General features: G+C 71.4%; 14 protein-coding genes. 3 read left to right on the forward strand and 11 right to left on the reverse strand.

The annotated features are described in order from the left end of the window. Positions 1 to 54: 54 nt before the first annotated feature. From DEI98_RS00970 to hxlB, 3 genes are all read right to left on the reverse strand, one after another. Positions 55 to 777, reverse strand: coding sequence for an alpha/beta hydrolase (locus DEI98_RS00970; RefSeq protein ID WP_111099611.1), 723 nt, complete (start codon positions 775 to 777; stop codon positions 55 to 57). Positions 778 to 900: 123 nt separating this feature from the next. After that, entirely contained in the window at positions 901 to 1,524 is a 624-nt protein-coding gene (hxlA, locus tag DEI98_RS00975; RefSeq protein ID WP_071406215.1) for a 3-hexulose-6-phosphate synthase, read from the reverse strand. Positions 1,525 to 1,535: 11 nt separating this feature from the next. Next, positions 1,536 to 2,099 carry a 6-phospho-3-hexuloisomerase gene (hxlB, locus tag DEI98_RS00980; RefSeq protein WP_111099612.1) on the reverse strand — a complete coding sequence of 188 codons (564 nt, stop codon included), beginning with the start codon at positions 2,097 to 2,099 and terminating at the stop codon, positions 1,536 to 1,538. 110 nt (positions 2,100 to 2,209) lie between these two features. Here hxlB and DEI98_RS00985 point away from each other — a divergent pair, with 110 nt between their 5' ends. Continuing rightward, on the forward strand, positions 2,210 to 3,055 hold the full coding sequence (locus tag DEI98_RS00985; protein WP_071406217.1) for a LuxR C-terminal-related transcriptional regulator: 846 nt from the start codon (positions 2,210 to 2,212) through the stop codon (positions 3,053 to 3,055). Here DEI98_RS00985 and DEI98_RS00990 read toward each other — a convergent pair. The 7 genes from DEI98_RS00990 to DEI98_RS01020 all read right to left on the reverse strand — a co-directional run bounded on the left by DEI98_RS00990 (position 3,039) and on the right by DEI98_RS01020 (position 11,709). Next, entirely contained in the window at positions 3,039 to 3,557 is a 519-nt protein-coding gene (locus DEI98_RS00990) for a helix-turn-helix domain-containing protein (RefSeq protein ID WP_027466794.1), read from the reverse strand. The two genes, DEI98_RS00985 and DEI98_RS00990, sit on opposite strands and share 17 nt — an antisense overlap. Positions 3,558 to 3,666: 109 nt before the next feature. Further along, positions 3,667 to 4,350 (reverse strand): response regulator, encoded by a 684-nt coding sequence (locus tag DEI98_RS00995; RefSeq protein ID WP_111094042.1) that lies wholly within the window; start codon positions 4,348 to 4,350, stop codon positions 3,667 to 3,669. Next, on the reverse strand, positions 4,347 to 6,839 hold the full coding sequence (locus DEI98_RS01000; RefSeq protein WP_111099613.1) for an ATP-binding protein: 2,493 nt from the start codon (positions 6,837 to 6,839) through the stop codon (positions 4,347 to 4,349). Before DEI98_RS01000 ends, DEI98_RS00995 begins: the two co-directional genes overlap by 4 nt. A 400-nt stretch (positions 6,840 to 7,239) precedes the next feature. Then, positions 7,240 to 7,839 carry a K(+)-transporting ATPase subunit C gene (gene kdpC, locus DEI98_RS01005; protein WP_111099614.1) on the reverse strand — a complete coding sequence of 200 codons (600 nt, stop codon included), beginning with the start codon at positions 7,837 to 7,839 and terminating at the stop codon, positions 7,240 to 7,242. Between the two features lie 2 nt (positions 7,840 to 7,841). After that, on the reverse strand, positions 7,842 to 9,941 hold the full coding sequence (gene kdpB / locus DEI98_RS01010; protein ID WP_111045868.1) for a potassium-transporting ATPase subunit KdpB: 2,100 nt from the start codon (positions 9,939 to 9,941) through the stop codon (positions 7,842 to 7,844). Continuing rightward, the gene (gene kdpA / locus DEI98_RS01015) at positions 9,938 to 11,620 is read right to left on the reverse strand and encodes a potassium-transporting ATPase subunit KdpA (protein ID WP_071406221.1); all 1,683 of its coding nucleotides are present in this window, start codon (positions 11,618 to 11,620) and stop codon (positions 9,938 to 9,940) included. Before kdpA ends, kdpB begins: the two co-directional genes overlap by 4 nt. Next, positions 11,620 to 11,709, reverse strand: coding sequence for a potassium-transporting ATPase subunit F (locus tag DEI98_RS01020; protein ID WP_017887940.1), 90 nt, complete (start codon positions 11,707 to 11,709; stop codon positions 11,620 to 11,622). Before DEI98_RS01020 ends, kdpA begins: the two co-directional genes overlap by 1 nt. A 625-nt stretch (positions 11,710 to 12,334) precedes the next feature. Between DEI98_RS01020 and DEI98_RS18445 the strand changes: the two genes are divergently transcribed. Continuing rightward, positions 12,335 to 12,493, forward strand: coding sequence for a hypothetical protein (locus tag DEI98_RS18445; RefSeq protein WP_181437888.1), 159 nt, complete (start codon positions 12,335 to 12,337; stop codon positions 12,491 to 12,493). Here DEI98_RS18445 and DEI98_RS01025 read toward each other — a convergent pair whose 3' ends face one another. Continuing rightward, on the reverse strand, positions 12,494 to 13,450 hold the full coding sequence (locus DEI98_RS01025; RefSeq protein WP_111099791.1) for a YafY family protein: 957 nt from the start codon (positions 13,448 to 13,450) through the stop codon (positions 12,494 to 12,496). A 62-nt stretch (positions 13,451 to 13,512) separates the two neighbouring features. On the opposite strand from DEI98_RS01025, the gene DEI98_RS01030 reads away from it, so the two are divergent. Then, positions 13,513 to 13,932: a VOC family protein gene (locus DEI98_RS01030; RefSeq protein WP_111099615.1), complete on the forward strand. Its 420-nt coding sequence runs from the start codon at positions 13,513 to 13,515 to the stop codon at positions 13,930 to 13,932. The last annotated feature ends 49 nt before the right edge of the window (positions 13,933 to 13,981 follow it).

The following is a 13,981-nucleotide window of genomic DNA, read 5'->3' on the forward strand; positions in this document are numbered from 1 at the left end:
CTCCAGGCAGACCGTCTGGAGGCCCGTGGTGCGTCCGCCGGTCCGCCCGCGTGATCAGCGCAGGTCGCGCACCCAGGCCTCGACCGCGTCCGAGATCTGCTGGCGGGCATCAGCACGGCTGATGGTCGCCGTGCGGTCGCCCGGCTGGTCGCCGTAGGCACCGAAGTCGGCGTGGTTCGACCCCTGGATCTCGGTCATGGTGGCGGTCGACGGCAGCTTGTCCCGCGCGGCGTCGACCTTGGCCGGGGTCGACAGGCCGTCACGCGAACCGGAGACGCTCAGCACGTCGATGTAGGAGCGGCTGATGTCGTTCGCGCAGTAGCTGCCGAGCAGCAGCAGGCCGTCGGCGTCCTGGGCGAGCTGGCACGCGCGGACGCCGCCGAGGGAGTGCCCGCCGACCGCCCAGCGGGTGACCGAGGGTACGTGGGCCTCGAACGTGGCGAGTGGCCGGGTGTCGAAGAACGCGAGGTTCAGCGTCGGCTTCGTGATGACCACCGTCGTGCCGTTGGCGACCACCTGCCGGAACGTGGCCATGTAGGCGTACGGATCGACCTTCGCGCCGGGGATGAAGACGATCCCGACCCCGTCGGCCTGGCCGGTCGGGGTCATCACCACCGAGTCACCGGCGTCCCGGACCGCGATCCGGTCGTCGCGCCAGACCTGCAGGGCAGCGCTGCGGGTGCCCTGCATCACGATGTGCGCCCAGACGAGGAACACCACGGCGATCAGCACGACGACGGCGACGATCCAGGTGGTCCAGCGCAGCGCTCGGTTCATGTGGCCACCGTACGGCGCATCCGGACGGCGGCGTTCGCTTCGTGAGCAGGAATGGTCGGGTGCGACCTGCACACCCGACCATTCCTGCTCACGATGTCGCCCGGGAAGGGCGACCGAGACGCGCTACTTGATGGCGGCGCGGATCTCGGCGGCTGCTGCGCCGACGTCCGACGCGCTGTAGATCGCGCTGCCGGCGACGGCGATGCGGGCACCGGCCTCCTGCACCGAGGCGACCGAGGACGCGTTCACGCCGCCCGCGATCGAGAACGGGACGCCCGAGTCCTTGCCGGCGTCGAGCAGGGTCGAGAACGTGAAGCCCTCTTCGGCCTGCTCGTCGAGCCCGGCGTGGACCTCGACGAACTCGGCGCCGAGCGCGACGACCTCGCGGGCACGGGCGGCCTTGTCGGAGACGCCGATCAGGTCGACGACGATGCCCTTGCCGTGCTTCTTGGCGGCCTTGACGGCACCGACGATCGTCGAGTCGCCGGCGACACCGAGGACGGTGACCAGGTCGGCACCGGCCGAGAAGGCGATGTCGGCCTCGAGCTCACCGGCGTCCATGGTCTTGAGGTCGGCGAACACGATCTTGTCCGGGTGTGCTTCCTTGATCGCGGTGACGGCGGACAGGCCGGCGCTCTTGATCAGGGGCGTGCCGAGCTCGAGGACGTCGACGTGCGGCGCGGCCGCGGCGGCGAGCTCGAGGGCGGCTTCGGTGGTCAGGGTGTCCATGGCGAACTGGAGCTGCATGGGTGTGCCTTTCATTCGAGGTTGGCGTGACGGGGCCAGAGGTCGTCGGCGGACTGCCCGCCTCGGGCCCACAGGGCGTGGAACACGGCGTCGCCCACCAGGGCGACGGCCTGTTCGAAGAGGCTTCCGGCGTACTGGGCCGAAGCCGTGCCGGAGCGGTCGGTCTTCGTCGCGGCGGGCAGCACGATGGTGACGTCCGCCAGCTCGGAGAGCGGGGAGTCGTCGGTGGTCGAGAGCGCCACGACGGATGCACCGACCTCGTGCGCGGTGCGTGCGGCCTGCACGATGCCGGTGGTCGTGCCGGAGCCGCTCGCGACGAGGAGCAGGTCACCCGATCGGATGGCCGGGGTGGTGACCTCGCCGACGACGTGCGCATCGAGGCCGAGGTGCATGAGGCGCATCGCGGTCATGCGGAGGGCGAGTCCGGAGCGCCCGGCGCCGTGGACGAACACCCGGTCGGCGCCCTCGATCAGGTCGAGTGCGCGCTGGGCCGGGGCGTCGTCGAGGCGGGCTGCCAGGTCGCCGACCTCGCGGACGACCAGGTCGAGCGCTGCGGAGACGGTGGTTGCTGCCATGCCCTCGATCCTTCCGTCGCACGCCTCGGCACGCCGCTACCCGCCCCGGCAGGGCCCCCGTCCCATCGGGTGGGCCCGTCCGCTCGGGTGGGACGGGTACGGTCGCGTCCATGGACGCATCGGTCGACACCCTGGAGGCCCGGGGCGGCTCCGCCATCCGGCTCGCGGCCGCCGAGCACGCCCGCACGGTCGCCGAGCAGGCGGACCGGCACGCGCTCACCCTGGAGTCCGTCCTCGCCGTGCTCCGGTCGTCGCGGGTCACCGACGCGGCCGCACGGGCCGAGGCCGTCGAGATCGCCTCGGCCGCCCTCGTCGACCTGCGCACCGTGACCGATCAGCAGCGGAGCACCCTGCTCGAACCCGTCACCGGCGCGTTCTCGCGGTTGCGCGCCGACCTGCGACCGCTCGTGCGCTTCGGGGACCTCGACGTGCAGTTCGTCGAGCCGCCGGCCACCGGCCGTGCGCTCCCGGGTGACGTCGCCCACGCGGCCCGGGCGATCGTCCGGACCGCGGTGCTCGCCCTGGTCGACGACGGTGCGGCGAAGCGGGTGCGCATCCAGTGGGACTGCGACGGCCGGAACCTGCTCATGCAGCTCCGCGACGACGGCTCCGGCACGCTCGACGTGCACGACGACGCCATGCGGCCGATCGCGGAGCGGGTCGTCACGCTCGACGGGCGGGTGCAGGTCGCGAGCACGCCCGGCTGGGGGTCCGTGCTCGACATCTCACTGCCGCTCGACCCGCGGCCGACCGAGGTGGACGCGGTCGACGACGGCGACCTGACCCCGCGGGAGCGCGACGTCCTGCGGCTCGTGGCGACCGGTGTCGGCAACCGGGAGATCGCCGAGGGACTCGGCATCAGCGTCAACACCGTGAAGTACCACGTGGCGAACCTGCTCCGGAAGCACGGCGCCCGGACCCGGGCCGAGCTCGCGGCGTTCAGCTCCCGGGCGTGAACCGACGGGACCGCGACGAGGCGTCCCGACGAGATCGCGACAACGGGTACCGACGGTCGAGCGCGGGCTCGACGACGGTCGCCATCAGGAACTGCGAGAGCAGCCGCCCACCCGCCCAGTAGATCGGGATGACGAAGATCGCGGCGCCCGGCCAGATGCGCGAGCCGATCAGTGCCAGGGTGCCGAGCGTCACGACGATGCCGACACCGGAGTACAGGTACTGCCAGCCGCGCGAAGCTGCGTCGCGCTGCGCCTGCTCCCGCTCGGCACGCTCGTCGAGCCCGCGCACCCCGGGGTCGAGCGACGCCGGCTCCTCGGTGGCGAACAGGTCGCGCACGGGGACCTCGAGGGCCGTGGCCACAGCGGACAGCGACTCGAGGCTCGCGTCGTTGCCGCTCTCCATCCGTTGCACCGTCCGCACGGCGATGCCGCTCGTCTCGGCCAGTCGTTCCTGGGTCCAGCCCCGCAGTCGTCGGAGTTCACCGATCCGCATCTCGTTCATGTCCTGAACAGTAGGGAACCGCGGAACGGCACACCACGACAGGGACCCGCCACCGACACGACAGTTCCCCGACAGCGACCCGCCAGGGTGTCCGCGGCGGCGGTCCGCCCTACGCTCCGGGGGCGAAGCGGTACCCCATGCCGGACTCCGTCACCAGGTAGCGCGGGTGCGCGGGGTCGGGCTCGAGCTTTCGCCGCAGCTGGGCCATGTAGAGGCGCAGGTACCCGGAGTCGTTGCCGTGCGTCGGTCCCCAGACCTCGGTCAACAGCATCTCGCGGGTCATCAGGCGGTCGGGGTTCGTGACCAGGACCTCGAGCAGGCGCCACTCGGTGGGCGTCAGGCGGATCGCCGGACCCTCGGCCGGGGTGACCTGCTTCGCGACGAGGTCCACGAGCAGCGGTCCGATCGCGATCGTCGGGGTCTCCTCGGACGCCACCACCCGTCGCCGTCCGAGTGCCCGCAGCCGGGCGAGGAGCTCGTCCATCTGGAACGGCTTCGTCACGTAGTCGTCGGCACCAGCGTCGAGTGCGTCGACCTTGTCGGACGAGTCGGTGCGCCCGGAGAGCACGAGGACCGGCACCTGCGACCAGGCCCGGACGCCCTCGAGCACCCCGATGCCGTCGAGCCGGGGCATGCCGAGGTCGAGCAGCACCAGGTCGGGGCGCTCGGTGATGACGGCGTCGATGGCCTCGCGCCCGTCCCGAGCCGTGACGACGTCGTACCCGCGCGCCGAGAGCGTCACCGAGAGGGCGCGGACGAGCTGCGTGTCGTCGTCAGCGATCAGGACCTTCATCGGATCTCCACTCCCACGTGCCCGGCGATCGGCAGCCGCACCACGACGGTGAGCCCACCGCCCGGGGTGTCGTCGACCTCGATCGTCCCGCCCATGCCCTCGGTGAACCCGCGCGCCAGGGCCAGGCCGAGCCCGAGGCCGGTCTCGTTGTCCGTGTCGCCGAGCCGCTGGAACGGCTGGAACACCTCGTCGCGGCGGTCCTCGGGGATGCCGGGGCCGTGGTCGGCGACGCGGAGTTCCACCCCGCCGGCGAACGCGCTCGCGGCGACCCGGACGTGGGTGCCGTCCGGCGCGTACCGGGCGGCGTTCGCGAGCAGGTTCACGACGACGCGCTGCAGCAGGACCGGGTCGGCGAGCACCGGCGGCAGGTCCGCAGGCAGGTCGAGGTCGACGTCGTCGGGGCCGAGCTCCAGCTCGTCGAGCGCCGGCGCGACCACCGTCTCGAGCGCGATCGCCGCCGGGGTGACCGCGAGGACTCCGGCCTGCACGCGGCTGACGTCCAACAGGTCTGCCAACAGCACCGCCAGCTGACCGAGGCTCTCGTCGGCGGTCGCGAGCAGCGCCTCCCGGTCGGCCCGTGACAGGTCGATGTCGGGCGCACGCAGCGTCTGCACGGCGGCGGAGGCCGCGGCGATGGGTCGGCGAACGTCGTGCCCGACGGCCGCGAGCAGCGCGCTCCGGACCCGGTCGGCGGCGGCGATGCGCTCGGCGCCGACGGCGGTGCGGGTCAGCTCGCGGTGCTCGACGGCGGCGTCGAGCTGCTGCTCGACGACCCGCAGCAGCCGGCGCTGGGTCGGGTCGTCGGGCGCACCGGCGAACTCGAGCACGGCACCGGACGCCAGCGTCGTCGACGCGTCCGGCGTCGCACCGAACTCGCCGGAGGTCGCCGGCACCTCGTCGCCCTGGCGGATCCGGACGCCGGCGAAGCCGAAGGCCTCACGGGTGCGGTCGAGCAGTGCCTGCAGGGCGTCGTCGCCGCGGAGCACGCTGCCGGCGATGCCCATCAGGAGCCCGGACTCGGCCGAGGCCCGACGGGCAGCGCGGGACCGCCGAGCGGACCGGTCGACCACGAAGCTGACCAGCACCGCACTGATCACGTACATGACCAGGGCGAACAGGTGCCACGGCTGCTGGACGGTGACCATGTAGAGGGGTTGCACGAAGAAGTAGTCGAGGCTCAGCCCGGACAGCACGGCCGTGAACACCGCCGGCCACATCCCACCCACGAGCGCCACGACCAGGACGAGCAGCTGGTACGCCAGCACGTCCACCGTGATGGCGTCCGGATCGCTGCCGATCGACAGCACCCACGTGAGCAGCGGCCCGACCAGGACCGACAGCACGAACGCGGCGACCACCCGGCCGCGGGACAGGCTGCCGCCGAGCTTCGGCAGGGTGATCCCGCCGCCGGCGCGCTCGTGCGTGACGACGTGCACGTCGATGTCGCCGGACTCGCGGATCACCGTGTTGCCGATCCCCGGACCGGTCATGGCGGCCGCGAGCCGGCTGCGGCGGCTGACCCCGATCACGATCTGGGTGGCGTCGATCGACCGCGCGAACCGCACCAGCGTGCTCGGCACGTCGTCGCCGACGACCTGGTGGTACGTGCCACCGAGCTGCTCGAGCAGGGTCCGCTGCTTGCCGAGCGCGCCGGGGTGCCGGACGCGCAGGCCGTCGTTCGTCGTCACGTGCACGGCGGCGAGCTCGCCGCCGGCACTGCGGGCGGCGATCCGGGCGCCGCGGCGCAGCAGGGTCTCCCCCTCGGGGCCGCCGGTCAGGGCGACGAGCACGCGCTCCCGGGTCTCCCACCGGTGCTCGATGCCGTGCTCGGCGCGGTAGGCCTTGAGCGCGTCGTCGACCTCGTCGGCGAGCCAGAGCAGGGCGATCTCGCGCAGCGCGGTGAGGTTGCCGAGGCGGAAGTAGTTCGACAGCGCGGCGTCGATCCGGGCCGCCGGGTACACGAGCCCGTCGGAGAGCCGCTCGCGCAGCGCTGCCGGGGCCAGGTCGACGACCTCGATCTGGTCGGCCGCGCGCACCACGGCGTCGGGGACGGTCTCGCGCTGCACGGTGCCGGTGATCTCGCGGACCACGTCGCCGAGGGACTGCATGTGCTGCACGTTGACGGTCGAGATGACGTCGATGCCGGCGTCACGCAGTGCGTCCACGTCCTGCCAGCGCTTCTCGTTCGGGCTCCCCGGGGCGTTCGTGTGCGCGAGTTCGTCGACCAGCGCGACCTCGGGTGCCCGGGCGATGACGGCGTCGAGGTCGAGGTCGTCCAGGTCGACACCGCGGTGCGAGACGGTGCGGCGGGGCACGACCTCGAGCCCGTTCACCAGTGCTGCGGTGGCGGCGCGCTCGTGCGTCTCGACGACGGCGACGACCACGTCGCGACCCTCGTCGAGCAGCCGACGCCCCTCTTCGAGCATCGTGTAGGTCTTGCCGACACCGGGCGCCGCACCGAGCAGGACCCGCAGCTTCCCGCGCTTCACGTGCTCATCCTCTCGCGTCCGCTGTTGCGGGGCAGCCGGTCGACTGATATTCTCCTCGTAACCGTTCCCACCAAGGCTCGAGCTCCGGCTTCCTCAAATCGGGTGGGACTGCACCGCCCCGTGTCGCTTGTCGGCGCGGGGCACTCTTTTCTTTCGCTCACGTTCGTTTCCCACGCTGGATCCCGCCGCCGACCTTCCGCTCCCCCGCGGACCTGGTCGCTCGACTCGAGGGACTGCCGAAGCGCACGCCGGTGCACTCCCTCGAACTGCTCGCACACCTCGCCGAGACCGTCGGCCCGTGCGACCGTCACGCCGCCGTTCGACGGTTGATCGACGAGCACGACGATCTGACCGACGGCATCGGAGGACGGCCGAGCTGGGCGGCGAGGTGACCGCACGGTCAGGAGGACTTCGTCAGCGCCAGGTTCAGCGCGAGCACGTTCACCACGGGCTCACCGAGGAACCCGAGCTGCCGCGACTCGGTGTGCGACGCCACGAGCTGCCGCACGGTTGCGACGGGCAACCCCCGCGCCGAGGCCACTCGAGCCACCTGCTGGGACGCATAGGCGGGGCTGATGTCCGGGTCGAGCCCCGAACCGGACGCGGTCACGGCGTCGGCAGGCACCTGCGCGGCGGAGACCCCGTCGGCCTTCGCCAGCGCCGCACGACGCTCCTCGACGGCCTTGAGCAGGTCGGCGTTGTTCGGCCCGAGGTTCGAGCCGGAGGACGCCCCCGCGTCGTAGCCGTCCCCGGCGGCGGACGGCCGCGACTGGAACCAACGGTCGGCCTGCTTGCCGGTGAACGACTGCCCGATCGACGAGGAACCGACGACCTTGCCGGACGAGTCCGTGACCATCGAACCGTTGGCCTGGTCGTGGAACGCCGCCTGGCCGACGCCCCAGACGGCGAGCGGGTAGCCGACGCCCAGGACGACGGTGGCGACGAGGGTGAGGCGGATGGCCACACCGGCGGAACGGAAGGTGGAACGTGCAGATGCCATGACTAGAACCCCGGGATGAGACCGACCACGAGGTCGATCAGTTTGATGCCGATGAAGGGGACGACCACGCCGCCCAGCCCGTAGACGAGCAGGTTGCGGCCGAGGATCGACGACGCTGCGGCCGCGCGGTACTTGACGCCACGCAGGGACAGCGGGATGAGCGCCACGATGACGAGCGCGTTGAAGATGACAGCCGACAGGATCGCCGACGACGGGCTGTGCAGCCCCATGATGTTGAGCGCCGCGAGCCCGGGGAACGCCGCCTGGAACATCGCCGGGATGATCGCGAAGTACTTCGCGACGTCGTTGGCGATGGAGAAGGTGGTCAGGGCACCGCGGGTGATGAGCAGCTGCTTGCCGATGCGGACGACGTCGATGAGCTTGGTCGGGTCGGAGTCGAGGTCGACCATGTTGCCCGCCTCCTTCGCCGCCGTCGTGCCGGTGTTCATCGCGACGCCGACGTCCGCCTGGGCCAGGGCCGGGGCGTCGTTGGTGCCGTCACCGGTCATGGCGACGAGGTTGCCGCCCTCCTGCTCGCGCTTGATGTAGGCGAGCTTGTCCTCCGGGGTGGCCTCGGCGAGGAAGTCGTCGACGCCGGCCTCGTGGGCGATGGCGGCCGCGGTGCGGGGGTTGTCGCCGGTGATCATCACCGTGCGGATGCCCATCGACCGGAGCTCGGCGAACCGCGACGCCATTCCGTCCTTGACGACGTCCTTCAGGTGCACGACGCCGAGCAGGGCGACCGCGCCGTCGGAGGAGCGGCGGCCGACGACGAGCGGGGTGCCGCCCTGGTCGGAGATCTCCGCGACGGTCGCGTCGATGGCCGACACCACACCGGCTTCGGTGGTGTCCGCCCAGGCGAGCACTGCCGCAGCAGCGCCCTTCCGGATCTGCGACCCGTCGGGCAGGTCGAGACCGGACATGCGCGTCTGCGCCGTGAACGGCACCTCGACAGCGCCGTCCGGCAGTGCCGGCGCCACCCCTGCGTCAGCAGCGAGCGACACGATCGAGCGGCCTTCCGGTGTCCCGTCGGCGGCGCTCGACAGCGCGGCTGCCGCCATGAGCGAAGCCTCGCTCACGCCCGGCACCGGCACCACGCGGGATGCCCGACGGTTGCCGTAGGTGATCGTGCCGGTCTTGTCGAGCAGCAGCGTCGTGATGTCGCCGGCGGCCTCGACCGCGCGGCCCGACATCGCCAGCACGTTGTGCTGCACGAGCCGGTCCATGCCTGCGATGCCGATCGCGGAGAGCAGGGCTCCGATGGTGGTCGGGATGAGGCAGACGAGCAGGGCGATGAGCACCGGCACGCTGACCGTCGCGCCGACGAGTCCCGCGATGGGCTGCATCGTCAGGCAGACGATCACGAAGACGATCGACAACGAGGCGAGCAGGATGTTCAGCGCGATCTCGTTCGGCGTCTTCTGCCGTGCCGCACCCTCGACCAGGCGGATCATCCGGTCGATGAAGGTCTCGCCCGGCGTCGAGGTGATGCGCACCACGATCCGGTCCGACAGCACTCGGGTGCCGCCGGTGACGGCACTGCGGTCACCGCCGGACTCGCGGATGACCGGTGCGGACTCACCCGTGACGGCCGACTCGTCGACCGACGCGATGCCGTCGATGACGTCGCCGTCGCCCGGGATGACCTCGCCGGCGACGACCACGACCACGTCGCCCTTGGCCAGGTCGACGGACGCGACCTCCTCGGTCTCGTTGCCGGTCGCGGCCGCGTCGGTCGTCGCGTACCCGAGCACCCGGCGGGCGCTCGTGGTCGAGCGGGTCTTCCGCAGGGTGTCGGCCTGCGCCTTGCCACGGCCCTCCGCCACCGACTCCGCCAGGTTGGCGAAGACGACGGTGAGCCAGAGCCACACGGCGATCGCGATGGTGAACGCGGACGGCTCGACGACGGCGGCCACCGTCGTCAGCGCCGCGCCGACCTCGACGATGAACATGACGGGGTTCCGCCACATGAGTCGCGGATCGAGTTTCCGCAGGGCGCCCGGGAGGCCCGCCACCAGTTGGCGGGGTCCGAATGCGGACGAGCGGGTGGCCGGTTCCACGGCGGTGCGCGGTTCCGACTCCGTGGTCACGGGGGTGGTCATGACAGTCCTTCTGCGAGCGGACCCAGTGCGAGCACCGGGAAGTAGGTGAGTGCGGTGACGATGACGGCGACGCCGCCGAGCAGCCCGATGAACAGCGGGCGGTGGGTGGGCAGCGTGCCGGCGGTCTCCGGCACCCGGTCCTGCGCGGCGAGGGACCCGGCGAGCGCCAGGACGAACACCATCGGCACGAAGCGGCCGAGCAGCATCACGACGCCGAGCGAGGAGTTCATCCAGGTGGTGTTCGCGGTGAGCCCGCCGAAGGCCGAGCCGTTGTTGTTGGCACCCGAGGTGAAGGCGTAGAGCAGCTCGGTCAGCCCGTGGTTGCCGGGGTTGAAGATCGACGTCCCGAGCACCTGTTCCCGGACCCCGGGGATCACGAGCGAGAGCCCGGTGGCCAGGAGCACGAGCGTCGGCGTGACGAGGATGTACAGCGCCGCGAAGGTCATCTCCTTGGCGCGGATCTTCTTGCCGAGGTACTCCGGGGTGCGACCGACGAGCAGGCCACCGATGAACACCGTGATGACGGCGAGCACGAGCATGCCGTACAGGCCGGATCCGACGCCGCCGGGGGTGACCTCGCCGAGCATCATGTTGACGAGCGCCATCATCCCGCCGATCGGGGTGTAGCTGTCGTGCATCGCGTTGACGGCGCCGGTGGACGTCGAGGTGGTCGCGGTCGAGAAGAGCGTCGAACCGAGGATGCCGAAGCGGCTCTCCTTGCCCTCCATCGCGGCCCCGGCGGCGTGTGTGGCGACACCGCCGCCGCCGAGCTCGGCGATCGACATGACCGACAGCGACACGAGGAAGATCGCGCCCATCACGGCGAGGATCGCGTACCCCTGGCGGTCGTCGCCGACCAGCCGCCCGAACGTGCGCGGGAGCGAGAACGGGATGACGAGCATCAGGAAGATCTCGACGAGGTTCGTCCACGCCTGCGGGTTCTCGAACGGGTGCGCCGAGTTGGCATTGAAGTAGCCGCCACCGTTCGTGCCGAGTTCCTTGATCGCCTCCTGCGAGGCGACGAACCCGTCGGGGATGTGCTGCGTGCCACCGATGAGCGTGGTGACGTCGGTGCCGCTCCCCCACGACTGGACGACCCCGCCGGCGACGAGGACGATCGCGAAGACGAACGCGCCGGGCAGCAGCAGACGGCCGAGGCCGCGCACGATGTCCACCCACACGTTGCCGAGCGTGCCGGACTTGCGACGGGCGAACCCGCGCACCAGCGCCACGGCGACCGAGAGGCCGACGGCCGCGGACAGGAAGTTCTGCACCGCCAGGCCGGCCATCTGCACCGTGTAGCCGAGGGTGACCTCGGGCGAGTACGACTGCCAGTTCGTGTTCGACACGAACGACGCCGCGGTGTTGAACGCGAGCGACGGTCCGACGCCGGGCAGCCCGAGGTCACCGGGCAGGACGACCTGGATGCGCTGCAGCAGGTAGACGAGCAGGAGCCCGGCGACGCTGAAGAGCAGCACGCCGCGCAGGTACACGGGCCAGGACTGCTCGGCGTCCGGGTCGACCCCGATCAGCCGGTAGACCCCGCGCTCGACCCGGTTGTGGCGGACGGGCGTGAAGACCTTCGCCATCCAGTCACCGAGCGGGCGGTACGCGACGACGAGCAGCAGGACGAGGGTGGCGACCTGGGCGATGCCCGCCCAGACGTCCGCGGCGCCCACTAGAAGCGCTCCGGACGCACGAGCGCCCAGACGAGGTACACGACTGCGGCGATGCCGAGGACGGCGGCCGCGATGGTGATGCCGATCACAGCCGTTCCACCCCCTTGGCGATCAGTGCCACCACGCCGAACACGGCGAGGACACCGGCGACGACGAACACGTCGAACACGAGGGACTCCAGAAGATCTGCGGTGTCCGCGCCGGGTGACGCGGACCGGCACCACGAGTGGTGCCGAACCGATGCTGGATCCTGCGCCGCGCCTCCAGGCCGCTCCTAACGGATCCCTGACGCCGCCCTGGCGGACGCATGCACGCTCCTAACGCCTGTGGAGAGCGCTCGATCCCGTGACGTGGATCCTGGTAGAGTTTCGGCATCACGATCGGCCCGCTCGCCTCACGGCTCGGGCCGATTTTCTTGTCTCGGGGGGCGCATGGAGTACGTGAAGCCGTGGCTCTCGATCGGTGAGCAGATCGAGAAGCTGGCTTCCAAGGGAGTCCGCATCGGTGATCGGGGCGTCGCGGGTTCGGTGCTGCGCGAAGTCGGCTACTACCGCCTCACCGGGTACCTCTACCCCTTCCGTGAATCCTCGTCTGTTCAACCGGAAGTTGGTCGTGGTCCCGAAACGGCCGAGGTCCGGTGCGGTACCGCTCCTCGCACATCTCTCGGGAACCGATGCGCCGAAGCAGTTCGGTGTCTACAACACCTTGGCGGTGATGGCCTACCTGCTCAGGTCGATCCCGTCCGACCACGACTGGGCCGAGCGCGTGGCCGCTCTCCTCGGGGCCTTCCCGAGCAACGAACACCTCGATCTCTCGTCGATGGGTGTCGGCGCCGGTTGGCTGGACCACGCGATCTGGAGAGGTCGCCACTGATCACGCTGGGCCACGCGTGCCGGCCGCGTGCAACCGGTCAGCGAGGTCTGCCACGGCCTCGACGAGCTCGTCCGGACCCGCGACGACGAAGTCGACCGCAAGTCCTGACACCACGCCCGCAAGCCCGTCCCACGACCACGATCCGAGGGTGACGCGGGCCCGGTCGTCGTCGAGCTGCTCGACCACGGCGTCCTCGGGCAGGTACGGCCCGATCCGCCGCGCATCGCCCGCCGTCGTGGTCACCGACCCGGTGCACGGCCACACGTCGTCGACCGCAGACCCCTTGAACCGCGCGGACACGAACGCGGCCGCATCGCCACCGGGGATCGGACGTAGCGTGAAGGGGACGCGGGTGCGCATCCGGGGCGTGATCCGGTCGATGCGGTGCGTGCGCCAGTCGTCGCGATCGGCATCCCAGTCGAGCAGGTACCAGCGGCCGTTCCGGGCGACGACGGCGTGCGGTTCCACCCGGTGCGGAGTCTCGTCCTCGCCGTACCCGAAGCGGAAGACCTCCTGCAGGTGGACGGCCTCGCTCACCGCCACCAGGACCTCCGGGTCGGTGGTGGTCCAGCTCGCCGCGGTCACGGCCTGCACCGCGTCGACCCGGGACCGCAGCCGCGCGGGCATCACCTGCCGGACGGTCGCCAGGGCGCGGGCCGCCGACTCGGCGACGTCCGCCCCGGATGCCGGTGCCACGGCGAGCGCCAGGGCGATCGCCACCGCCTGGTCGTCGTCGAAGAGCAGCGGGGGCAGGTCGGAGCCGGCCTCGAGCCGGTAGCCGCCGGCCGGTCCGCGGAGCGCCTCCACCCGGTACCCGAGCCCGCGGAGCCGGTCAACGTCGCGGCGGACGGTGCGCGGACTGACGTCGAGCCGACCGGCGAGCTCGTCGCCCGGCCAGTCGCGGTGCACCTGGAGCAGGGAGAGCAGCGCGAGCATCCGTGCGGAGGGTCCGGCCATGGCGTCCATCTTCGTCCGAGAAGCGGACATGATCTGACCGCATCGCCCGAGATCCTCGTCCTATGAGCATCGAAACGACAACCCACCTCAACTTCGACGGCGACGCCCGCGCGGCGCTCGACTTCTACGCATCGGTCTTCGGCGGCGAGGTCACCGCCGCCACTTACGGCCAGATGGGTGCCCTGGACGACCCGGCCTGGGCGGACCGCATCGTCTTCGGGCAGGTCTCCACGGCCGCCGGCTTCCGCGTCATGGCCTTCGACGTCTGGCCCGGGCAGCCCTACGACCAGGGATCGAACGCCTTCTACGTGTTCGTGCACGGCGACGACGCCCCCGAGATCGAGCGGTACTGGGCGGCACTGTCCGAGGGCGCCGAGGTCCGGCAGCCCCTGGAACCCTCGGCCTGGGCACCGTTGGCCGGGCAGCTGCGCGACCGCTTCGGCGTGGTCTGGCAGCTCGACGTCGCCCCCGCTGGCGACTGACCACCTTGCGAAACGGCGAATGCCCCGTTCTTCAGTGAGAACGGGACAT

The organism is Curtobacterium sp. MCLR17_034 (genome assembly GCF_003234485.1).
Taxonomy (GTDB): Bacteria; Actinomycetota; Actinomycetes; order Actinomycetales; family Microbacteriaceae; genus Curtobacterium; species Curtobacterium flaccumfaciens.

Coding starts and splice junctions, on each gene's coding strand:
- DEI98_RS00970 (WP_111099611.1), bottom strand. CDS start 777: ATGAACCGAGCGCTGCGCTGGACCACCTGGATCGTCGCCGTCGTCGTG.
- hxlA (WP_071406215.1), bottom strand. CDS start 1,524: ATGCAGCTCCAGTTCGCCATGGACACCCTGACCACCGAAGCCGCCCTC.
- hxlB (WP_111099612.1), bottom strand. CDS start 2,099: ATGGCAGCAACCACCGTCTCCGCAGCGCTCGACCTGGTCGTCCGCGAG.
- DEI98_RS00985 (WP_071406217.1), top strand. CDS start 2,210: ATGGACGCATCGGTCGACACCCTGGAGGCCCGGGGCGGCTCCGCCATC.
- DEI98_RS00990 (WP_027466794.1), bottom strand. CDS start 3,557: ATGAACGAGATGCGGATCGGTGAACTCCGACGACTGCGGGGCTGGACC.
- DEI98_RS00995 (WP_111094042.1), bottom strand. CDS start 4,350: ATGAAGGTCCTGATCGCTGACGACGACACGCAGCTCGTCCGCGCCCTC.
- kdpC (WP_111099614.1), bottom strand. CDS start 7,839: ATGGCATCTGCACGTTCCACCTTCCGTTCCGCCGGTGTGGCCATCCGC.
- kdpB (WP_111045868.1), bottom strand. CDS start 9,941: ATGACCACCCCCGTGACCACGGAGTCGGAACCGCGCACCGCCGTGGAA.
- DEI98_RS18445 (WP_181437888.1), top strand. CDS start 12,335: ATGGCCTACCTGCTCAGGTCGATCCCGTCCGACCACGACTGGGCCGAG.
- DEI98_RS01025 (WP_111099791.1), bottom strand. CDS start 13,450: ATGGCCGGACCCTCCGCACGGATGCTCGCGCTGCTCTCCCTGCTCCAG.
- DEI98_RS01030 (WP_111099615.1), top strand. CDS start 13,513: ATGAGCATCGAAACGACAACCCACCTCAACTTCGACGGCGACGCCCGC.